18 protein-coding genes are annotated in these 20,899 nt (G+C 62.1%); 15 read left to right on the top strand and 3 right to left on the bottom strand.

Going from position 1 to position 20,899, the window contains the following annotated elements; genetic code table 11:
- The 3 genes from cobN (at nucleotide 1) to SOP85_RS03585 (ending at nucleotide 5,527) form a co-directional block, all read left to right on the top strand.
- Nucleotides 1-3,831 (top strand): cobaltochelatase subunit CobN, encoded by a 3,831-nt coding sequence (cobN, locus tag SOP85_RS03595; protein ID WP_323626087.1) that lies wholly within the window; start codon nucleotides 1-3, stop codon nucleotides 3,829-3,831.
- Nucleotides 3,832-3,863: 32 nt separating this feature from the next.
- A complete protein-coding gene (locus SOP85_RS03590; RefSeq protein ID WP_323626086.1) occupies nucleotides 3,864-4,862 on the top strand; it encodes an ATP-binding protein in 999 nt (332 codons plus the stop codon).
- Nucleotides 4,863-4,981: 119 nt separating this feature from the next.
- Entirely contained in the window at nucleotides 4,982-5,527 is a 546-nt protein-coding gene (locus SOP85_RS03585) for a vWA domain-containing protein (RefSeq protein WP_323626145.1), read from the top strand.
- Nucleotides 5,528-5,682: 155 nt separating this feature from the next.
- Here the strand turns inward: SOP85_RS03585 and SOP85_RS03580 are convergent, their stop codons facing one another.
- The gene (locus SOP85_RS03580) at nucleotides 5,683-7,227 is read right to left on the bottom strand and encodes an MFS transporter (protein WP_323626085.1); all 1,545 of its coding nucleotides are present in this window, start codon (nucleotides 7,225-7,227) and stop codon (nucleotides 5,683-5,685) included.
- A gap of 103 nt (nucleotides 7,228-7,330) precedes the next feature.
- On the opposite strand from SOP85_RS03580, the gene SOP85_RS03575 reads away from it, so the two are divergent.
- The 12 genes from SOP85_RS03575 (at nucleotide 7,331) to SOP85_RS03520 (ending at nucleotide 17,748) form a co-directional block, all read left to right on the top strand.
- Nucleotides 7,331-8,197 (top strand): LysR family transcriptional regulator, encoded by an 867-nt coding sequence (locus SOP85_RS03575; protein WP_274075946.1) that lies wholly within the window; start codon nucleotides 7,331-7,333, stop codon nucleotides 8,195-8,197.
- A 305-nt stretch (nucleotides 8,198-8,502) separates the two neighbouring features.
- On the top strand, nucleotides 8,503-10,062 hold the full coding sequence (locus tag SOP85_RS03570; protein ID WP_323626084.1) for a TerC family protein: 1,560 nt from the start codon (nucleotides 8,503-8,505) through the stop codon (nucleotides 10,060-10,062).
- A gap of 243 nt (nucleotides 10,063-10,305) precedes the next feature.
- Nucleotides 10,306-10,554 carry a type II toxin-antitoxin system Phd/YefM family antitoxin gene (locus tag SOP85_RS03565; protein ID WP_274075948.1) on the top strand — a complete coding sequence of 83 codons (249 nt, stop codon included), beginning with the start codon at nucleotides 10,306-10,308 and terminating at the stop codon, nucleotides 10,552-10,554.
- Entirely contained in the window at nucleotides 10,544-10,825 is a 282-nt protein-coding gene (locus SOP85_RS03560) for a type II toxin-antitoxin system RelE family toxin (protein ID WP_274075949.1), read from the top strand. Before SOP85_RS03565 ends, SOP85_RS03560 begins: the two co-directional genes overlap by 11 nt.
- Nucleotides 10,826-11,091: 266 nt before the next feature.
- Nucleotides 11,092-11,940 carry a transporter substrate-binding domain-containing protein gene (locus SOP85_RS03555; protein ID WP_323626083.1) on the top strand — a complete coding sequence of 283 codons (849 nt, stop codon included), beginning with the start codon at nucleotides 11,092-11,094 and terminating at the stop codon, nucleotides 11,938-11,940.
- A gap of 47 nt (nucleotides 11,941-11,987) precedes the next feature.
- The gene (locus SOP85_RS03550) at nucleotides 11,988-12,650 is read left to right on the top strand and encodes an amino acid ABC transporter permease (protein WP_323626082.1); all 663 of its coding nucleotides are present in this window, start codon (nucleotides 11,988-11,990) and stop codon (nucleotides 12,648-12,650) included.
- A gap of 8 nt (nucleotides 12,651-12,658) precedes the next feature.
- A complete protein-coding gene (locus SOP85_RS03545) occupies nucleotides 12,659-13,321 on the top strand; it encodes an amino acid ABC transporter permease (RefSeq protein WP_274075952.1) in 663 nt (220 codons plus the stop codon).
- Nucleotides 13,318-14,112, top strand: coding sequence for an amino acid ABC transporter ATP-binding protein (locus tag SOP85_RS03540; RefSeq protein WP_323626081.1), 795 nt, complete (start codon nucleotides 13,318-13,320; stop codon nucleotides 14,110-14,112). The genes SOP85_RS03545 and SOP85_RS03540 overlap by 4 nt, the downstream gene beginning before the upstream one ends.
- A gap of 29 nt (nucleotides 14,113-14,141) precedes the next feature.
- On the top strand, nucleotides 14,142-14,531 hold the full coding sequence (locus SOP85_RS03535) for a RidA family protein (RefSeq protein ID WP_274075954.1): 390 nt from the start codon (nucleotides 14,142-14,144) through the stop codon (nucleotides 14,529-14,531).
- Nucleotides 14,532-14,677: 146 nt separating this feature from the next.
- Nucleotides 14,678-15,442 carry an IclR family transcriptional regulator gene (locus SOP85_RS03530; RefSeq protein WP_323606352.1) on the top strand — a complete coding sequence of 255 codons (765 nt, stop codon included), beginning with the start codon at nucleotides 14,678-14,680 and terminating at the stop codon, nucleotides 15,440-15,442.
- 39 nt (nucleotides 15,443-15,481) lie between these two features.
- Entirely contained in the window at nucleotides 15,482-16,699 is a 1,218-nt protein-coding gene (locus SOP85_RS03525) for an amino acid deaminase (RefSeq protein ID WP_323626080.1), read from the top strand.
- A gap of 131 nt (nucleotides 16,700-16,830) precedes the next feature.
- Nucleotides 16,831-17,748 carry a sugar kinase gene (locus tag SOP85_RS03520; protein ID WP_323626078.1) on the top strand — a complete coding sequence of 306 codons (918 nt, stop codon included), beginning with the start codon at nucleotides 16,831-16,833 and terminating at the stop codon, nucleotides 17,746-17,748.
- A gap of 141 nt (nucleotides 17,749-17,889) precedes the next feature.
- Here SOP85_RS03520 and SOP85_RS03515 read toward each other — a convergent pair whose 3' ends face one another.
- Entirely contained in the window at nucleotides 17,890-18,165 is a 276-nt protein-coding gene (locus SOP85_RS03515) for a peptidylprolyl isomerase (RefSeq protein WP_007933743.1), read from the bottom strand.
- Nucleotides 18,166-18,219: 54 nt separating this feature from the next.
- Complete coding sequence (locus SOP85_RS03510; RefSeq protein ID WP_323626077.1) at nucleotides 18,220-20,757, bottom strand: PAS domain-containing hybrid sensor histidine kinase/response regulator; 2,538 nt, start codon at nucleotides 20,755-20,757, stop codon at nucleotides 18,220-18,222.
- Between the last annotated feature and the right edge of the window lie 142 nt (nucleotides 20,758-20,899).

Below are 20,899 nucleotides of genomic sequence, written 5' to 3'. Positions count from 1 at the left end.
ATGCACCTGCTCAGGACCCAGCCCGGCGGATTCGTGTCGGATGACAACATTGCCGACCTTGGACAAACCCCCGCCGAGCTGGTGATCCTGTGCAGCGGCGACTCCAGCCTGGCGCTGCTCGCCGAAGCGGCTCAGCAGTTGCCCGACGACTACCCGAGCGTGCGCCTGGCCAATCCGATGCAGGTGCAGAATCATGCGTCGGTCGACCTGTATGTCGACCAAGTGTTGCGCCACGCCAAAGTCATTCTGATTTCGCTGCACGGCGGCATTGCCTATTGGCGTTATGGCGTCGAGCGGCTGGTGGAGCTGTCGCAGCGCGGCGTGCAGCTGATTCTGGTACCAGGGGATGACCGCCCGGACCCGGAGCTCAGCGACCTCAGCACCGTAGGTTCTGAGGATCGTGACCGGCTTTGGCAATTTCTGCGCCAGGGCGGCATGGGCAATGCCCTCGACTTTTTCCGCTGTCTGGCCAATCGCTGGCTGGATCGCGGCTACGCCTGGGCCGAACCGCAAACCCTGCCGCGAACGGCGATTTACCACCCGCGAAAAAGCCCCGCGCAACCGAGCGATTGGCAAGCCGACTGGCAGGCCGGTCAACCGGTGGCGGCGGTGCTGTTCTACCGCTCGCATTTGCAGGCGGCGAACACCGCGTTCATCGATGTTTTCTGCCAGCGCCTGCAGGCGGCGGGGTTGAACCCGTTGCCGATTGCGCTGGCCAGTTTGAAAGAGCCTGGCTGCCTTTGCGTGGTCGAGGACTGGCTGGATGAAACTTCAGCCTCAGTGATCTTGAACACTACCGGTTTCGCCCAATCGAGCCCTGAAGCACCGCACTTGCGACCGTTTCGCCGCAATATCCCGGTGATCCAGGCCATTTGTGCCCAGGACAACGAGCCGGGCTGGCGCGCCAGCGAACAGGGCCTCGGCCCGCGAGACCTGGCGATGCACATTGCGTTGCCCGAACTGGACGGGCGCATCATCAGCCGGCCGATCAGCTTCAAGGACCTGGCCTGGCGCAGCGAGCGCAGTCAGTCCGACGTGGTCTGCTACCGCGCGCAGCCGGAACGCATGGACTTTGTCGCGCAACTGGCGCGGCGCTGGATCGAGTTGGCGCGGGTACCCAACGGGCAAAAACGCATTGCGCTGATCCTGGCCAATTACCCGACCCGCGATGGTCGTATCGGCAATGGCGTTGGCCTCGATACCCCGGCCGCAGCGCTGAACATCTTGCGTGCGCTTCACAGGGAAGGGTATCCGCTACCGGCGCAGTTGCCAGGCAGCGGCACCGCGTTGATCCAGCAATTGCTCGGCGGTGTCAGCAACGACCTCGATACCCTCGACCAGCGTCCGTGCCAGCAAAGCCTGGCGATGGACGACTATTGGCGCATGTTCAATGCCTTGCCCGAAGCCAACCGCCAGGCCGTGCTGGACCGCTGGGGTGCGCCGGACAGCGATCCGATGTGCCGTGGCGGGCGAATGATGATCGCCGGGTTGCGTTTTGGCCTGACATTCGTCGGCATCCAGCCCGCGCGGGGTTATCAGGTCGACCCGAGTGCGGTGTACCACGACCCGGACCTGGTGCCGCCCCACGGCTACCTGGCGTTCTATTTCTGGTTGCGCAACACCTACGGCGCCCACGGCGTGATCCACGTCGGCAAGCACGGCAACCTGGAATGGTTGCCGGGCAAGGGCGTCGGGCTGTCGGAACACTGCTGGCCGGATGCACTGCTCGGGCCGCTGCCGAACATCTATCCGTTCATCGTCAACGATCCGGGCGAGGGCGCCCAGGCCAAGCGCCGCACGCAAGCGGTGATCATCGATCACTTGATGCCACCGCTGACCCGCGCCGAAACCTACGGTCCGCTGCGCAACCTCGAACTGTTGGCCGACGAGTATTACGAGGCGCAATTGCTCGACCCGCGCCGTGCCCGGGAATTGCAGCGCGATATCCTGCAACTGGTGCGCGACACGCACATCGATCGCGAATTGCAGCTGGACGAAAAACTCGACAGCGATGCCGATGCGGCGATCTGGCTGCCACGCCTGGACACCTACCTGTGCGACTTGAAAGAGTCGCAGATCCGCGATGGTTTGCACGTGTTTGGCGAATCCCCGGTGGGACGGCTGCGCATCGATACCTTGCTCGCGCTGCTGCGCATTCCACGGGGCGATGGTCGTGGTGCGCAGTCGAGCCTGCTGCGGGCGTTGGCCAAGGCGTTCGAATTGGGCTTCGATCCGCTGGATTGTGCGCTGGCCGACCCATGGAGCGGACCGCGCCCGAACGCATTATTATCGCTAAGCGAGGAACCCTGGCGCACCACCGGCGACACCCGCGAACGTCTCGAACTTTTCGCCACACAGCTGATCTCCTGTGGGAGCGGGCTTGCTCGCGAAAGCAGCGTGTCAGCCACATCAATTTCATCTGACACACCGCTTTCGCGAGCAAGCCCGCTCCCACAGGAGGCGAGTTGGTCTGACGTGAACGCCATCCTCGACCATCTGCGCGAAGTCGTCGCCCCCCGACTGGACGCCTGCGGCCCCGCAGAAATGCGCGGCCTGCTCGACGCCCTCAGTGGCCGTTTCATCCCTGCCGGCCCAAGCGGCGCACCCAGTCGCGGTCGCCTCGACGTGCTGCCGACCGGGCGCAACTTCTATTCGGTGGACGTGCGCAACCTGCCAACCACCACCGCGTGGCGCATCGGTTTCCAGTCGGCCAACCTGATTCTTGAACGCCATCTGCAAGACCATGGCGATCATTTGCGTCAACTCGGCCTGTCGGTCTGGGGCACCGCGACCATGCGCACCGGCGGCGACGACATCGCCCAGGCCATGGCGTTGATGGGCGTGCGCCCGGTCTGGGCCACCGGCAGTCAGCGGGTAGACGACTTTGAAATCCTGCCGTTGAGCTTGCTTGATCGACCGCGGGTGGACGTTACCCTGCGTGTATCGGGTTTCTTCCGCGATGCCTTTGCCAACTTGATCCGGCTGTTCGATGCCGCCGTGCAAGCGGTGGCCGAGCTGGACGAGCCAGACGACCTCAATCCCCTGGCCGCCAAGGTGCGCGCCGAACGTCAGGCGCTGCTGCAATCGGGGATGGATGAAGACGCTGCCCGGCGACAGGCCGGATGGCGCATTTTCGGCGCCAAACCCGGCGCCTATGGCGCGGGCGTGCAGGGCGCCATCGACGGTCGACTGTGGCAAAGCCGCGAGGACCTGGCCGAGGTCTACCTGAACTGGGGCGGCTACGCCTACGGCGGTTCCGACGAAGGCACCGCAGCCCGTGAGCAGTTCTCCCAGCGCCTGGGCCAGATGCAAGCCGTGCTGCAAAACCAGGACAACCGCGAGCACGACCTGCTCGACTCCAATGACTACTACCAGTTCCAGGGCGGCATGCTGGCCGCCGTGGAAAGCCTGCGTGGCGAGGCAGCGGCCAGTTATCACGGCGATCACAGCCAGCCGGACTTGCCGAAGATCCGCACACTGAAGGAAGAGCTGAACCGGGTCATCCGCTCCCGGGCGGCCAATCCGAAGTGGATCGACGGGGTCAAGCGCCATGGCTACAAAGGCGCCTTCGAAATGGCGGCGACGGTGGACAACCTGTTCGCCTTCGACGCCACCACGCAGTTGATCGACGATCACCAGTACGCGCTGCTGGCGGATGCCTATTTGCTCGATCCGGGTACGCGGGATTTCGTGCGTGAGCATAACCCTCATGCCCTGCGCGACATGACCGAGCGCATGCTCGAAGCGCAGCAGCGGGGGATGTGGAAAGAGCCGGGGGATTACCGCGAGGCACTGGAAAACCTGTTGCTGGATATAGAAGAAGAGAGCTGATAAACACCACCGACCATGACCGAGATTGAACAATGACCGACACCCCCCATTTCCCGCTTTCCGCCGTGGTCGGCGCCGACGATCTGAAGCTCGCGCTGTACCTGACCGCCATCGACCCGAAGATCGGCGGCGTATTGATCGAAGGCCCGCGCGGCATGGCCAAGTCGACCCTGGCCCGCGGCCTGGCGGACCTGTTGGCCAGCGGCCAGTTCGTCACCTTGCCCCTGGGGGCCACCGAAGAACGCCTGGTTGGCACCCTCGACCTCGACGCGGCCCTGAGTGAGGGTCGCGCACAATTTTCCCCGGGTGTGCTGGCCAAGGCTGACGGCGGCGTGTTGTATGTCGACGAGGTCAATCTGCTGCCCGATCACCTGGTTGACCTGCTGCTCGACGTGGCCGCCAGCGGCACCAATCTGGTTGAGCGCGACGGTATTTCCCATCGGCATTCGGCGAAGTTCGTGCTGATCGGCACCATGAACCCGGAAGAGGGCGAGTTACGCCCGCAATTGCTCGATCGCTTTGGCTTGAACGTCGTCCTCGGTGGTCACACCGCCCCGACCGAGCGCGGGCAGATCATCCGTCGACGCCTGGATTTCGACAGTGATCCGCAACGATTCTGCGCCGAATGGGAGAGCCAGCAGCAGTCGTTGCGTGAGCGCTGCGAAAAAGCCCGCAGCACATTGGCGGGCATTCCCCTCGACGACGAAGCGCTGGCGCAGATTACCGAGCGCTGCTTTGCCGCCGGTGTCGATGGCTTGCGTGCCGATCTGGTCTGGTTGCGCGCGGCGCGTGCGCATGCGGCGTGGTGCGGGGCTGCATCGATTGATGTAGAGGATATCGACGCGGTCGCCGAGTTTGCCCTGCGCCATCGTCGTCGAGAGCATACGCCACCTGCACCACAACAGAACCAGGCCCAGTCCGGGCAGAATTCCAACCCCAGCGAAGGCCAGGGCCAGTGGGGCGAAATGCCCGCTCAAGCGCTGCCGGTCGGCGCGCGGCGTGAAGTGCCGAGCTGGCCAAAAAAGCCCTAGGCATTCGCCCTCGATCTGACGCGGGGGCGAATGCCAGACCCCGTGCCGGACGACTCGATTCCGGCAAACAGGGTAAACGTCACGCGGCCGATGGTGGCTCGATCAATTGGCCAGGCACGCTGCTCAACGGTCGACCGCGCCAGCGCCAGGACGTGTTGTTCCAGCAACGCACGCGTTCGGCTCATGAACTGTGGCTGGTGATTGTCGATGCCTCGGCGTCCACCCGGCGTCATCAAGCCTTGAGTGATGCCAAGGGTTTGCTGGCGCAATTGTTCGACGACGCCTACCGACAGCGCGCGCGCGTGGCCTTGCTGACGGCCAGCGGTGCACAGCCGAAGTGGCAGGTGCAGGGGCTGAAAGCGTCGACGGGGTTGCGCCAATGGCTCGATGGCCTGGGCGCCGGTGGCGGTACGCCGTTGCTGGCGGCGCTGGGTGAAGCGGGGCGCTGGCTGGCCGTGCGGCAAAAGCGTTTTCCGGCGGAGCAGCAGCGCTTGTTGCTGGTGACCGATGGCCGTCTGAAAGAATGGCCGTCGTTGCCCACGCTCGATTGTCCTGCATTGGTGATCGACATCGAACGCGGGCCGATTCGTCTCGAACGCAGCAAGGTATTGGCGGCGCAATTGCAATCTGAATATCGGCATATCGACGAGCTGCTTCCCGGCTGAGTTCTGTGTTGCCTGTGCTGGCCCAATCGCCAGCAGGCTGGCTCCCACAGTGATGCGGGTGAGACACAGAAATCATAAACGCCGGATTCCCCTGTGGGAGCCAGCCTGCTGGCGATGAGGGCCTCAGGTTCAAAGCTGAAATCGCCAGGTACGCGTCACTCAAGCACCAGTGCAGTCCGGGGCACTGGAATCGGGTTACGCATCAGCAAGCCCACCACCAACGCACCAAACAATCCCGCCAACCCCGCGACCCAAAGCAAGAGACTGAAACCACCCACAAACGCTTCTCTCGCCAGCGGCTCGACCAACGACCGCGCGGCCTCCGGCACCAGACTCAGCGCCGCCGCCATGTCACCGGCCACCACCCGCGAAGCGACGCCTTGGGTCTGTTCGAGCCATTGCCCGCCCTGTGCCGCCAGACTGTCGTGCAGCAACCGTTCGCTATGCCCCGAAAGCAACGCGCCATACACGCCGATGGCCAGCATCACCGCGCTGAAGCGCATCGTCGTACTCATGCCCGAGGCCATGCCGGTGCGTTCCCTAGGCACGCAGGCCATGATGTTTTTCTGCGTATCGCCATTGAGCAGTCCCGCGCCGGCACCGGTCACGGCAATCGCCAGGGCGAAGGGCAGGTAACCGCCACTATTGACCGCCCAGGCGCTGAGCAAGTTACCGCTACCGACCAGCGTCAGCCCGATGGCCATCATGTTTGCCGGCGTCACACGTCCCGCCAGGCGTGCACCAATGCGCGGAAAGATCAGCATGGTCACGGCAAACGGCAGCATCCCCAGCCCGGCGGAAATGGCGGTAAAACCCAGCCCGTTCTGCAGGTAGAACGGCAACATGGTCATCATCACCTGGGCACACGCGGCGTAGGAAAACATGCCGAGCAACGCACCGATGAAACGCGGGTGACGGAACAGTTGCAGGTCGATCATCGGCCGCTGTTGCAGGCGCTCGATCACCACGAACAACCCCAGCAACAGGGCGCCGCCCACGAGGCGGGTGTAGGTGACGGGGTTGTCCCAGCCGATCCGGTTGGCTTCGATCAAGCCCCAGATCAGGCACAACAGGCTGGCGCTGAAGGCCAGGCTGCCCCACGGATCGAGGCGCGCAGCCTGGGCGTCGCGGGATTCCGGCACCGCGCGCCAGACCATAACCATCAGCACCAGCCCCACAGGCAGGTTGAGATAGAAGATCCAGCGCCAACCAATGTATTCGGTGATCAAGCCGCCCAGGGTCGGCGCCGCCGTCATCGCCACGCCCATGCAACCGCCCCAGAATGCCCAGGCCTTGGCCCGTTCGACTTCATCGTGGAAGGTGTGGCCGATGGAGGCGAGCGCTGAGGTCAACAGCAGCGCCGCACCGACGCCCTTGATGGCGCGGGCAATGTCGAGAAACAGTGCATTCGGCGCCGCCCCACAGCCAATCGACGCAAGGATGAAAATGCCCAGCCCCCACATCAGCATTTTCTGCCGGCCAAAGCGATCGGCCAGGCTGCCAGCGGGCAGCAACAGCGCGGCGAAGGCCAGCATGTAGGCGCTGACCACCCATTCGATGTCGGCGAAATTCGCTCCCAGGTCCCGGGCGATGCTGGGCAAGGTAACGGCGACGATGTTGGTGTCGAGCACGATCAGCGAGCACACCGCAGAGGCAGTGAGCAAGGTCAGGCGCGGGCTCACCTTGGGTTTGACGGACATGGCCAGGGTTCTCTACTGTGAGGTTGAGTGCAGCTTATCGCTGGCTGACGCGGCCTTTGTTAGGCGCGCACCGTCACTTCATTACCTTTGAGCTAATGCATCGATGGATATCCGTCATTTCCGCTATTTCCTCGCTGTTGCCCGGCAAGGCAACTTCACTCGCGCCGCCGAGCAACTCGGCATCGCACCGCCGACCTTGACTCGGCAGATCCAGGACATGGAAAACGAACTGGGCACGCGCCTGTTCGTGCGCCAGACCCGTGAAGTCAGCTTGACCGAAGCCGGCGCCGCACTGTTGATCGAAGCCGAGGCGACGGTGCGGCAATTCGAATACGCCCAGCAAAACGCCCAGCGCGCCGGGCGTGGCGATATCGGCCACATCGAACTGGGTTATGTCGCGTCGGCGGTGTATTCGGGGCTGCTGCAAAAACAGGTGCAGGGATTTGCCGCCGAGTACCCGGATGTCAGCCTCAATGTGCGGGAAAGCCCCATGGCCAGCCTGGCGAACATGATCCTTGAAGGGCGCTTCGACCTGGGCTATATCCGTTGCCCGCTGGCCCTGCCCGAGGGCATCGAGGCTGTGCAGTTGAGCGACGAAGGCTTTGTGTTGGCGTTGCCGGTCGACTCGTGGCTGAACCGTTTGCCAGTGATCAATTCGGCGCATTTACAGAATGAAAACTTCATTCTCCCGGAACAGGTCGTGGGTACCTTGCAAGTCGCTTCCCAAGGTCATTTCGTACCGAAACTCGGTGCTCAGCCCGGTGGGCTGGTGGCGGTGATTGCCTTGGTTTCCCTGGAACAGGGCGTGGCGGTGGTGCCGGAGTCGGTGGTCGGCCACGTCAGTTTGCCGAATGTGGTTTATCGCCAGATCAACGACTGCAAGGCATCGTCATGGCTGGCGTTGATTCATCGGCGGTTCGAAAAGTCTCCGGCGGTGGTACGGTACATCGAGCGAGTGAAGAATGGTTGAAAAGCATCGCCTCCAGAACAACACAACTCCAAGGTTGCTACAGATCTTGAAATAATTTCAAGCTGTAGGAATTCTCGGTATCACCTGTACGATTCAAGTCCTTTTTCCTTTTCAGGACTTGCATGAACACCTCTACGGAGCCCCCCAGTTATCCTTTCCCCTCGCGCGAACGCGCGGTCTTGATGCACGCGAAACATCCGGTCTTCTGGCGTCCCGATCTCCCTGTCATTGCACTTCCCCGGCCTCTGCGCCGTGCCTTGCCGTGCCCGGCATTCTGAATTCACTGAAGAGATCGAGACGTTTAAATGGAATGGTTAGCTGACCCCACCGCGTGGCTGGGCTTGTTGACGTTGATTGTGTTGGAGCTGGTGCTGGGCATCGACAACCTGGTGTTCATCGCGATCCTGGCGGATAAATTGCCACCCGAACAGCGCGACCGCGCGCGAATCATCGGGCTGTCCCTGGCCTTGTTGATGCGCCTGGGCCTGCTGGCGAGTATTTCCTGGCTGGTGACCCTGACCCAGCCGCTGTTCGAAGTGTTCGACAAGAGCTTCTCGGGGCGTGACCTGATCATGCTGTTCGGCGGTGTGTTCCTGTTGTTCAAGGCGACCATGGAGCTGCATGAACGGCTCGAAGGCCATGTCGGCGAGCGCACGTCCAATACGACTTACGCGCTGTTCTGGCCCATCGTGGCGCAAATCGTGGTGCTCGATGCGGTGTTCTCCCTCGATGCGGTGATTACCGCCGTGGGCATGGTCGACGAGCTCGCTGTGATGATGATGGCGGTGATCATTTCCATTGGCCTGATGATCGTCGCCAGCAAGCCGTTGACCCGCTTCGTCAACGCGCATCCCACAGTGATCATGCTGTGCCTGGGCTTCCTGATGATGATCGGCTTTGCGCTGACCGCCGAAGGCCTGGGCTTCCACATTCCAAAAGGTTATCTGTACGCGGCCATCGGTTTCTCGATCCTGATCGAAGTGTTCAACCAGATCGCCCGGGCACGCCGCAAGCGCTCGATGCAGGGCTTGCGACCGATGCGTGAGCGTACCGCCCATGCGGTGATGCGCCTGCTCGGCGGGCGCAAGTTGGCGGTGGAGGAGGTCGGTGAAGACATTGCCGACATGCTGGATAACGGTGAGGCCCCGGGCGAACAGCTGTTCGATCGTCGTGAGCGGGTGATGATCAGTGGTGTCCTGCAACTGGCCGAGCGGCCGATCCGCAGCTTGATGACCGTACGCGCCGACGTCGATCACATCGACCTGGCTGAAGACGCCGAGGCGATTCGTACAAGGCTGATGCATTCGTCCTACTCACGGCTGCCGCTGATTCGCGACGGCGCGGTGGATGAGCCACTGGGCTTCGTACACAAGAAGGAGCTGCTGAAGGAATACCTGGGCGGCAACCAGCCCGATCTTGCACACCTGGCGCGCCAGACCATCAACCTGCTGGACAGCTATTCGATCCTCAATGCCCTGGAACAGATGCGCAAGGCCTCGACCCACATCGCGTTCGTGGTCAATGAGTTCGGTGACTTCGTCGGCGTGTTGACCATGACCGACATTCTTGAATCGATAGCCGGTGAGCTGCCCGACGCCAGCGAAATCGAAGGCCCGGACGTGGTCGAGGAGAAGGGCGGTTTCGTGGTCAGCGGCGCATTGAACCTGGCGCGGGTGCATCAGCGGACCGGGTTTGCGGCACAACCGACCGACGACTATCAAACCCTGGCCGGTTTGGTGGTGAGCCTGCTGGATCGGCTGCCGATGATCGGTGACAGCCACGAGTGGGAAGGCTGGCGGTTGACCGTCATGTCGGTTGAAGAGCGGCGGGTGACGCGGGTGTTTCTGGATCGCCTGGGCGGGTGATTCATTGCCGGGCCTTGTGTGGATCGAGTGCCGCGTTCTGGAGAATTTTCCTACAGAAGTTCAGACGCTCCCTCACCTGACTTAAGGACTTGCCCCATAGGACTCTCGGAAACTGCACAAAGTGCTAACTTTTGCACGTTCTCAACAATCGATATTAAGGGGTCTTATGGCAAAGTAGTGAGGTCAGATTTGCTTGCGAGTGCTATTTTTAGCACTTCTAATAGCACTCTAAGGAACACTTTCATGCCGCATATCGTGCTTTCGCATGTAGTAGCGAGTATCTCGGAGCTCAAGAAAAACCCGATGGGTACAGTCGCAGCCGGTGGAGGGTCGTCCGTCGCGATCCTCAACCGCAACGAGCCCGCGTTCTATTGCGTCCCGGCCAAAGAATACGAGGCGATGATGAACCGGTTAGAAGATCTGGAGTTGGTTGCCCTTTGTAGAGAGCGAGAAAACGATCCGACGATAAAGGTTTCGATTGATGACCTATGAGTTGGAATTTTCCGAAAAGGCCTGGAAGGAGTGGAGGAAGCTGGGGGTAAATCTTCGAGAGCAGTTCAAAAAGAAGCTTCAAGAGCGACTGGTCAATCCACACGTACCGGCGGACCGTCTGAGCGGTCTAGGAAACGCGTACAAGATCAAGCTACGCAGTGCCGGATATCGATTGGTTTATCGGGTCGTGGATGAAGTGCTGGTGGTGACTGTCATTGCGATCGGAAAAAGAGAGCGGGGTGATGTGTATAAAGACGCTGGCACCCGCTAAGTCATCGCTGCGTGACTGCTCGTTTCACAAGCAAGGGCGCACTAGTTGTGAACCTGCTACCCGCCCCCCGTAGCCAACGGTAGCGCTTCTAAAATCGTCCCTTTCGCTGAGTTGTTTCCCGGTTTTCACGCATCCACCTGATTCAAAACACTTTTCATTCCCCCTACATCTCGTCCACAACCTGTGGCACACTTTCTGCTGTCTATTCCGTTGTTACATACCGTATTCCGGTATAGCGGAATAAACATCACCCTGGAGTGCTTGCCATGCATCGCCGACCTTCCTTGTTCAAAGCGTGTGTTCTTCTTTTTGCAGCGTCTGCCGTTGCCGTGGGCGTGGCCCAGGCGGCGGACGGCAAGCTCGACAGTGTTCTTGCCCGCGGCAAGCTGATCGTGGGCACCGGCAGTACCAACGCGCCTTGGCATTTCCAGGGGGCGGATGGCAAGTTGCAGGGCTTTGATATCGATATTGCGCGCATGGTCGCCAAAGGCCTGTTCAACGACCCGAGCAAGGTCGAGTTCGTGGTGCAGTCGTCCGATGCGCGGATTCCCAACCTGCTGACCGACAAGGTCGACATGAGCTGCCAGTTCATCACCGTCACCGCCAGCCGTGCCCAACAGGTGGCCTTTACCCTGCCGTACTACCGCGAAGGCGTCGGCCTGCTGTTGCCGGCCAACAGCAAGTACAAGGAAATCGACGACATGCAAGCCGCGGGTGACAGCGTTACCGTGGCGGTGCTGCAAAACGTCTACGCCGAAGAGCTGGTGCACCAGGCACTGCCCAAGGCCAAGGTCGATCAGTACGACAGCGTCGACCTGATGTACCAGGCGGTGAACTCCGGCCGTGCCGATGCGGCGGCCACCGACCAGTCTTCGGTGAAGTACCTGATGGTGCAGAACGCTGGCCGCTATCGCAGCCCGGCTTATGCCTGGAGCCCGCAAACCTATGCCTGTGCGGTCAAGCGAGGCGATCAGGACTGGCTGAACTTCGTCAATACCACCCTGCATGAAGCCATGACCGGCGTTGAGTTCCCGACCTACGCGGCGTCGTTCAAGCAGTGGTTCGGTGTCGACCTGCCGACGCCTGCCATCGGTTTCCCCGCCGAATTCAAATGATCCCGTGAGGGCGGGGCGTTCGCGCCCCGCTCAAGGTACTGCCGACCATGAACTATCAGTTGAACTTTGCCGCCGTGTGGCGCGATTTCGACAGCTTGCTGGCGGGGCTCGGCCTGGGCCTTGAACTGGCGCTGGTGTCGATCGCCATCGGCTGCGTGATCGGCCTGCTGATGGCGTTTGCCTTGTTGTCCAGGCATCGCGCGTTGCGGGTGCTGGCTTCGGTGTATGTCACGGTGATCCGTAATACGCCGATCCTGGTGTTGATCCTGTTGATCTACTTCGCCTTGCCGAGCCTGGGGATTCGCCTGGACAAGATTCCTTCGTTCATCATCACCCTGTCGCTGTATGCCGGGGCCTACCTGACCGAAGTGTTCCGCGGCGGCCTGCTGAGCATCCCCAAGGGCCAGCGCGAAGCCGGCCTGGCCATCGGCCTGGGCGAATGGCAGGTCAAGGCCTACGTCACCGTGCCGGTGATGCTGCGCAATGTGCTGCCGGCGCTGTCGAACAACTTCATTTCGCTGTTCAAGGACACCTCGCTGGCGGCCGCGATCGCCGTGCCGGAGCTGACTTATTACGCGCGCAAGATCAATGTCGAGAGCTACCGGGTGATTGAAACCTGGCTGGTGACCACGGCGCTTTATGTGGCGGCCTGTTACCTCATTGCCATGATGCTGCGTTACCTCGAGCAGCGCCTGGCGATCCGCCGATAGGAGGCCCCATGTACGAATCCCCCAGTTGGCTGCATGAGTTATGGGTCGCGCGCGAGCCGCTCTGGCAAGGCTTCCTGACCAGCGTGCAGGTGTCTGCGCTGGCAATTTTGCTGGGCACGCTGCTCGGCGTGTTCGCTGGCCTGGTGCTGACCTACGGCAAGTTCTGGATGCGCGCACCGTTTCGTTTTTACGTCGATGTGATTCGCGGTACGCCGGTGTTCGTGCTGGTGCTGGCCTGTTTCTACATGGCGCCGGCACTGGGCTGGCAGATCAGCGCGTTCCAGGCCGGAGCGTTGGGGCTGACGCTGTTTTGCGGCTCCCACGTCGCCGAGATCGTGCGCGGTGCGTTGCAGGCCTTGCCGCGCGGGCAGATGGAAGCGAGCCAGGCCATCGGCCTGACGTTTTACCAGGCCCTCGGCTACGTGCTGTTGCCCCAGGCGATGCGGCAGATCCTGCCGACCTGGGTCAACTCGTCCACCGAGATCGTCAAGGCGTCGACGCTGTTGTCGGTGATCGGCGTGGCTGAGCTGCTGCTCAGTACCCAGCAGATCATCGCCCGGAATTTCATGACCCTGGAGTTCTACCTGTTCGCCGGATTCCTGTTCTTCGTCATCAACTACGGCATCGAGTTACTCGGCCGGCACATTGAAAAGCGGGTGGCCTTGCCATGACTCAGACTCAAACCAACGCACAACACGGCCAGCCGCTGCTGGACATCCGCGGCCTGCACAAGCGTTACGAGCAGCTCGAAGTGCTCAAGGGCGTCGACCTGAGCATGCAGCGCGGCAACGTGGTGACGCTGATCGGTTCCAGCGGTTCGGGCAAGACCACGCTGTTGCGCTGCGTGAACATGCTCGAAGAATTCCAGGGCGGGCAGATCCTGCTCGACGGCGAATCCATCGGCTATGACGAAGTCAATGGCAAGCGCATCCGCCACCCGGAGAAGGTCATCGCCCGCCACCGTGCCATGACCGGCATGGCGTTCCAGCAATTCAACCTGTTCCCGCACCTGACCGCGCTGCAGAACGTCACCCTGGGTTTGCTCAAGGTCAAGAAGTTGCACAAGGACGAAGCGGTGGCCCTGGCGGAAAAATGGCTGGAGCGGGTCGGCTTGCTGGAGCGCCGCGATCATTTTCCCGGGCAGTTGTCCGGCGGTCAGCAGCAGCGCGTGGCGATTGCCCGGGCGATTGCGATGAACCCGAGCCTGATGCTGTTCGACGAAGTAACCTCGGCCCTGGACCCGGAACTGGTGGGCGAAGTGCTCAGCGTGATCAAGGGCCTGGCCGAAGACGGCATGACCATGCTGCTGGTGACCCACGAAATGCGCTTCGCCTTCGAGGTCTCGGACAAGATCGTCTTCATGAACCAGGGACGCATCGAAGAGCAGGGGCCACCCAAGGATCTGTTCGAGCGCCCACAGTCGCCGCGTCTGGCTGAATTTCTCAAAAGCACGCGGTTTTAATATTCGATTTTCAATCAGGAGAAACACCCATGAGCATTACTCGTTACGGCACCGGCAGCACCGCCGCGGGCGGCCAGCCTCGCCCTTTCGCCCGCGCCGTTGAAGCCGATGGCTGGCTGCACGTTTCCGGGCAGGTGCCGGCGGTGGACGGCGAGATCATTACTGGCGGCATTGTCGAGCAGACCCACCAGACCATGAAGAACCTGGTCGCGATTCTCCAGGAGGCCGGTTACGGCCTGGAAGACGTGGTGCGTGTTGGCGTGTGGCTGGAGGATCCGCGGGATTTCACCAGTTTCAACAAGGTCTTCGGCGAGTACTTCAAGCCTGAACATGCTCCGGCGCGGGCCTGTGTGCAGGCGAACATGATGGTTGACTGCAAGGTCGAGATCGACTGCATCGCGTACAAGAAAAAGGCCTGATTTTTGTGGTGATCTCTTCGCGAGCAAGCCCGCTCCCACAGGGGATCGCGTTCCAAATGTGGGAGCGGGCTTGCTCGCGAAGGCGGCCTGACTGTCGCCACCGCAGTCCGTTAAAATCCCGGCGAATTTGAAGGGGAACCACTGACATGACCGAAGACACCATCAAGCGCCGGGCACGCGGTCTGGACCGGGCGTTCGATATCCTCGATTTCCTCAAGGAGATCGGCCAGCCCCTGCGCCCGAACGACATTGCCAGCGGCATCGGCAGCCCCAAATCCACGGTCTACGAGCTGGTGGCCTCGTTGCTCGAACGGCGGATCCTCGAGCCGGTGGGCAAGGACGGTCACGTCTACCTCGGTCGCCAGCTGTACTTCCTCGGGCAGGCGCACCTGCGCCATTTCGACCTGAGCCGCGAGGCCGATCACGCCCTGCAGGACATCGTCAGCCAGACCCGTGAAACCGCGCAGATGTGCCTGCTCAACGGGCGCAAGTACACCGTGGCGCTGATGAAGGAGGGCGAGCGGCATTTCCGCATTTCCTCGGACATCGGCGAAAACGCGCCCATTCCCTGGACCGCGTCCGGGCGCCTGTTGCTGGCGCATTTGAGTGACCAGGAAATCGTCGACCTGATCGACCACGACGACTTCATCCTGCCCAACGGTGAACGCTTGCCGCTGGAGCAGTTTCTCAAGGAAATCCGCCAGGCCGGTATCGACGGTTTTTTCTCCTTCGATAGCGTGGCCGACACCTTTACCCATTGTTTCGCCGCCCCGGTCAAAGACCCGAATGGCGTGGCCATCGCAACCCTGTGCATCGTCGCCCCCCGGGCCGATGCCAGGAACAATTACAACGACTACCGCCGGGTGCTGATCGACAGCGCCAACAGCCTGGCCCGTCGCATCAACGAATAACAGCGGCTGCCCGCGGCCGCGAATGTGAGGAGTTCGACCATGTCTTCTGCGAAAAATACTGCCGCCGTGGAAAAGGGCTTTGCCCACACCGGCGCCAACCTGGTGCGCGACGTCAGCCTGCCGGCGCTGGTGCTGCATCGCGAAGCGCTGGAACACAACATCCGCTGGATGCAGGACTTTGTCAGCAACAGCGGCGCTGAACTGGCGCCCCACGGCAAGACCAGCATGACCCCGGCGCTGTTTCGCCGGCAACTGGACGCCGGCGCCTGGGGCATCACCCTGGCCAGCGCCACGCAAACCCGTGCGGCCTACGCCCACGGCGTGCACCGGGTGCTGATGGCCAACCAGCTGGTCGGCACACCAAACATGGCGTTGATTGCCGATCTTCTGGCGGCCCCGGCGTTCGACTTCTATTGCATGGTCGATCACCCGGACAACGTCGCCGATCTCGGCGCCTATTTCGCTTCCCGTGGCGTGCGCCTGAACGTGATGATCGAATACGGCGTGGTTGGCGGTCGTTGCGGTTGCCGCAGCGAACAGGAAGTGCTGGACCTGGCCAAGGCGATAGCCGCGCAACCGGCCTTGGCGCTGACCGGGATCGAAGGGTATGAAGGCGTGATCCACGGCGATCACGCGGTGAGCGGCATCCGCGCGTTCGCAGGCTCCCTGGTGCGACTGGCGGTGCAGTTGCAGGACAGCGGTGCCTTCGCGATCAACAAACCGATCATCACCGCTTCGGGTTCGGCCTGGTATGACCTGATTGCCGAAGAGTTCGAGGCACAGAACGCAAGCGGGCGCTTCCTCAGCGTCTTGCGTCCCGGCAGCTACGTGGCGCACGACCATGGCATCTACAAGGAAGCGCAATGCTGCGTGCTCGACCGTCGCAGCGATCTGCAGGAAGGCCTGCGCCCGGCGCTGGAAGTCTGGGCGCACGTGCAGTCGTTGCCCGAACCTGGCTTCGCGGTGATTGCCCTGGGCAAGCGCGACGTGGCCTACGACGCCGGATTGCCGGTGCCGTTGCTGCGTTACCAGGCCGGTGTGGTACCGGCCAAGGGCGATGACGTGAGTGCCTGCAAGGTCACCGCCGTGATGGACCAGCATGCCTTCATGGCCGTGGCGCCGGGGGTTGATCTGCGGGTGGGCGACATTATTTCGTTCGGCACCTCGCACCCCTGCCTGACGTTCGACAAGTGGCGCACGGGGTGCCTGGTGGATGAGCAGTTGAACGTCATCGAGAACATGGAAACCTGTTTCTAAGGCTTGAGACCGAGGTGCGGCCTTCGCGAGCAAGCCCGCTCCCACAGGGGGAATGCATTCCAATGTGGGAGCGGGCTTGCTCGCGAAGGGGCCCCGTCAGACACCACGGCAATACCAGAGACCCCACAATAATGAACACCATCAACACCCCACGCATCGCCCTGATCGGCGAATGCATGATCGAGTTGCAGCACCGCGCCGACGGCACCCTGCAACAGAGTTTCGGCGGCGATACCCTGAACACCGCGGTCTACCTGTCCCGGGAACTGGGCGCCGCTGGCACGGTGGATTACGTCACCGCCCTGGGCGATGACAGTTTCAGCGATGCCATGTGCCAGAGTTGGGCCGCCGAAAACATTGGCCTGGGCATGGTCCAGCGCTTGCCCGGTCGCTTGCCGGGGCTGTATTGCATCCAGACCGACGCCGCCGGCGAGCGACGTTTTCTCTACTGGCGCAATGAAGCGGCGGTGCGCGATTGCTTCACCACCCCGGCCGCCGCGCCGATCCTGGCGGCGCTGCCGGATTACGACGTGTTGTATTTCAGCGGCATCACCCTCGCGGTGCTTGGCGTACAAGGTCGGGAAAAATTGCTGGAAACCCTGATCGAGGCCCGCCAGCGCGATGCCCGAATCGTCTTCGACAACAACTATCGCCCGCGTTTGTGGGCCTCGGTGGAGGAGGCGCGGGCGGCTTATCGCAAGGTCCTGCCCTATGTCGACCTGGCGCTGCTGACTGTCGATGACGAGCAGGCGCTGTTCCATTTCTCCGATTGTGCGGCGGTGTTTGCCGCGTACGAACAGATCGGCACGCCTGAAGTGGTGCTCAAGCGCGGCGCCGAGGCGTGTTTGATTCGGTGTGACGGCGAGTCGTTCGAAGTGCCGGCACAGAAGGTCGAGCGGGTGGTGGACACCACGGCGGCGGGGGATTCGTTCAGCGCGGCGTACCTGGCTTCGCGGCTCAAGGGGGGGAGCCCGGTTGAAGCGGCTGAGGCGGGACATCGGTTGGCGAGTCGGGTGATTCAGGTGCCCGGAGCACTCATCCCCAAGTGAGTGCTGGATGGCCGCTGGCTGCGCCATCGGTTCGCGAGCAAGCCCGCTCCCACAGGGATTTGTGAGCTGCCACAGATTTTAGCCACACCCGAAAACCTGTGGGAGCGGGCTTGCTCGCGAAGAGGCCCAAAAGCCAACGAGTCAGTCCCGGTAAAACACCTGCACCAGGTGATACCCAAACTTGCTCTTGATCGGCCCATGCACCACCCGCAGCGGTTTTTTGAAGATCACCGCATCGATCGCACCGACCATCTGCCCCGGCCGCACTTCACCCAGGTCGCCGCCGCGTTTGCCGGACGGGCAGGTGGAGTACTTCTTGGCCAGCACATCGAAGGCTTCACCCTTGGCGATGCGTTGCTTGAGTTGTTCGGCTTCTTCCGAAGTTTTCACCAGGATATGGCGGGCTTGAGCTTTCATGGGGCAGGTACCTTGCAACGGTCGTGACAGCGGGGCGGGCGATTATGCCTTAACTCACTGCGCTTGACCGATCATCGTGCGAATCTTGTTGGCCAGCAGATCGATGGAAAACGGTTTGGCCACCATGTCCATGCCTTCTTCGAGAAAGCCCTGGCGTTCGGCGGCCATTTGCGCGTAACCGGTCATGAACAGCACTTTCAGTTCCGGGCGATGCTGACGGGCAATCTCCGCCAGTTGCCGGCCATTCATCCCGGGCAGCCCGACATCGGTGACCAACAGATCGACTCGCAAGTCGGATTCGAGCAAGGGCAGGGCCGTCTTCGCATTTTCGGCTTCATAGGCGTGATAACCCAACTCCTTGAGCAGATCGAACACCAGCATTCGCACCGCCGGGTCGTCCTCCACCAACACCACCGTTTCGCCGGCAATCGCCGACGGTGCTTCGCTGATCACCGGCGACAGCACGTCCTGCGGCTCAACGTCGAGCAGTCGCGGCAAGTACAGGCGCACGCTGGTGCCCTGGCCGGGCATGCTGAACAGGGTCACGTGGCCACCGGACTGCTGGGCAAAACCGTAGATCATCGACAGGCCTAATCCGGTGCCCTGGCCGATGGGTTTGGTGGTGAAGAACGGGTCGAAGGCCTTGGCCAATACCTTGGGGGTCATGCCGGTGCCGTTGTCGCTGACCGCGATCATCAGGTAATCCCCGGCCTTGACCGGTTCCAGGGTGGTGATGTCACTGCCGTCGAGATAGACATTGGCAGTTTCGATGCACAACCGGCCACCATCGGGCATGGCGTCCCGGGCGTTGATCACCAGGTTGAGCAGGGCGTTTTCCAGTTGACTGACATCGGTACTGACCGGCCACACGTCTTCGGTCAGTTGCAGCTTGAGTTCGATATGGTCGCCCTTGGTTCGGCTGAGCAGGTCTTCCAGGGAGTGGATCAGGTCATTGGCGTTCAGCGTCTTGCGATCCAGCGACTGGCGCCTGGAGAACGCCAGCAGCCGATGGGTGAGGGCGGCAGCGCGGTTGGCCGAGGACACCGCGGCTTCGGTGAAGCGGGCGATTTCGGCGGCGCGGCCGTCGGCAATGTAGCGTTGCATCAGGTCCAGGCTGCCGATGATGCCGGTGAGCATGTTGTTGAAGTCATGGGCAATGCCCCCGGTGAGCTGGCCCACCGCTTCCATTTTCTGCGCATGGCGCAGGGCTTCTTCGGCGCGCTCGCGTTCGAACATCTCGCTGAGCAGTTTTTCGTTGGCCTCGGCCAGTTGGCGGGTGCGGGCGCTCACCCGTTCTTCGAGGGTTTCGTTGAGGTTGCGCAGGGCTTCTTCGGTCTGTTTGCGCTCGGTTTCGTCGATGACGAAGATGTAGAAACCATTCACCGCGCCATCCGCACCGTGACGCGGCAGGTAATTCATCAGCGCCTGGCGGATGCTGCCATCGCGGTGCGGGGTGCTGATGCTGAAGCTGCAGGCCTTGCCGGCCAGGGCCTGGGCGATGTACCCGGCGCGCAGGGCATAGGCCTCGTCGCCCAGCACTTCGCGGACGGTGCGGCCGAAGAGTTCCTGGGGCGTGAGGCCATACCAGTCCAGGTAGGCGGCGTTGTTCAGGCGAAAGCGTTCCTCGCGGTCGACGTAGCTGATCAGGATCGGCATGGCGTTGATGATCAACTGCAGCTCGGTCTGGCTCTGGCGCAAGGCCTGCTCGGTGTTCTTGCGATCGGTCAGGTCGAGGGCGGCGCCGAGGAAGCGGATCGGCCGGCCGTGGTGATCCTTGTAGCAACGGCCGCGGGCGAACACCCAGCGCAGCTGGCCATCGGCTAGCAGCAGACGGTATTCCTCGGCGTATTCGGTGCCGTGGGTAATGCAGTGCTTGATGCTGCGGGCAATCAGGGTGCGGTCTTCCGGGTGGACGCCGTGCAGGTATTCGCTGATCGGCAACTGTCCGGACAGCGCCGGTTCAATGCCGTGCAACTGGGCGAAATGGGCGTCGGCGATGAAGCGGTCCTCACTGATGTCCCAGTCCCAGGTACCGACCGCGTCGGTGGCGGCGAGGGCCAGTTGCAGGCGCTCCTCGGTGTCTTGCTGGGCCTTGAGGCTCGCGGCGGAGCGCTGTTCCAGTTCGAGGGCGATGCGCCGGCGTTCGTTGGTTTCGATGGCGGTGACCAGGATGCCGGCGACCTGGGCGTTTTCGTCGCGGATGGGGCTGTAGGTCAGGTCCAGCCAGAAGTCGGAATCGATGCCGTCGCGCTGCAGGGTGAAGCGCTGTTCGCTGTAGGTTCGCACCTGGCCTTGCAGGACCGCGCTGTAGATCGGGTCGGTAAAGTCCTTCAATTCGGGCCAGATCAGGTGGGTTGGCTGTCCGAAAGCGTGCGGATGCTTGCTGCCGGCCAGCAGCGCGAAGCCATCGTTGTAGATCTGCGTCAGTTGCGGCCCCCAGAGCAGCAGCATCGGCATCGGCGAGTGAATCACGATGTCCACGGCGGTACGCAGGCTCTGCGGCCAGGTGCCGGCGGCGCCCAGGGGGCTGCTCGCCCAGTCGAGTCTGGCAATCAGGGCCTGGGCATCGCTGCCGGTGGGTGATGCGTTCATCTGGTTGTCCTGAACATGATTCGGTGTGGCGGCCTCTACTATTCCTGCAGGGCAGTAGACGCTGGATGGCCTGCTTCAGGTCATTCTTTTTATCATTGAATGCTCCACGGATATTTTTTGCCATGGAAATCGAACCCCTGCA

It is taken from the genome of Pseudomonas sp. YuFO20 (assembly GCF_035064975.1).
Taxonomy (GTDB): Bacteria; Pseudomonadota; Gammaproteobacteria; order Pseudomonadales; family Pseudomonadaceae; genus Aquipseudomonas; species Aquipseudomonas putida_AE.
Note: the sequence above shows the minus strand (reverse complement) of the source record. Positions and strands in the feature narration are given on the sequence as shown.

Coding starts and splice junctions, on each gene's coding strand:
- SOP85_RS03540 (WP_323626081.1), top strand. CDS start 13,318: ATGACTCAGACTCAAACCAACGCACAACACGGCCAGCCGCTGCTGGAC.
- SOP85_RS03575 (WP_274075946.1), top strand. CDS start 7,331: ATGGATATCCGTCATTTCCGCTATTTCCTCGCTGTTGCCCGGCAAGGC.
- cobN (WP_323626087.1), top strand. CDS start 1: ATGCACCTGCTCAGGACCCAGCCCGGCGGATTCGTGTCGGATGACAAC.
- SOP85_RS03510 (WP_323626077.1), bottom strand. CDS start 20,757: ATGAACGCATCACCCACCGGCAGCGATGCCCAGGCCCTGATTGCCAGA.
- SOP85_RS03550 (WP_323626082.1), top strand. CDS start 11,988: ATGAACTATCAGTTGAACTTTGCCGCCGTGTGGCGCGATTTCGACAGC.
- SOP85_RS03560 (WP_274075949.1), top strand. CDS start 10,544: ATGACCTATGAGTTGGAATTTTCCGAAAAGGCCTGGAAGGAGTGGAGG.
- SOP85_RS03580 (WP_323626085.1), bottom strand. CDS start 7,227: ATGTCCGTCAAACCCAAGGTGAGCCCGCGCCTGACCTTGCTCACTGCC.
- SOP85_RS03570 (WP_323626084.1), top strand. CDS start 8,503: ATGGAATGGTTAGCTGACCCCACCGCGTGGCTGGGCTTGTTGACGTTG.
- SOP85_RS03525 (WP_323626080.1), top strand. CDS start 15,482: ATGTCTTCTGCGAAAAATACTGCCGCCGTGGAAAAGGGCTTTGCCCAC.
- SOP85_RS03515 (WP_007933743.1), bottom strand. CDS start 18,165: ATGAAAGCTCAAGCCCGCCATATCCTGGTGAAAACTTCGGAAGAAGCC.
- SOP85_RS03520 (WP_323626078.1), top strand. CDS start 16,831: ATGAACACCATCAACACCCCACGCATCGCCCTGATCGGCGAATGCATG.
- SOP85_RS03545 (WP_274075952.1), top strand. CDS start 12,659: ATGTACGAATCCCCCAGTTGGCTGCATGAGTTATGGGTCGCGCGCGAG.
- SOP85_RS03530 (WP_323606352.1), top strand. CDS start 14,678: ATGACCGAAGACACCATCAAGCGCCGGGCACGCGGTCTGGACCGGGCG.
- SOP85_RS03555 (WP_323626083.1), top strand. CDS start 11,092: ATGCATCGCCGACCTTCCTTGTTCAAAGCGTGTGTTCTTCTTTTTGCA.
- SOP85_RS03535 (WP_274075954.1), top strand. CDS start 14,142: ATGAGCATTACTCGTTACGGCACCGGCAGCACCGCCGCGGGCGGCCAG.
- SOP85_RS03590 (WP_323626086.1), top strand. CDS start 3,864: ATGACCGACACCCCCCATTTCCCGCTTTCCGCCGTGGTCGGCGCCGAC.
- SOP85_RS03565 (WP_274075948.1), top strand. CDS start 10,306: ATGCCGCATATCGTGCTTTCGCATGTAGTAGCGAGTATCTCGGAGCTC.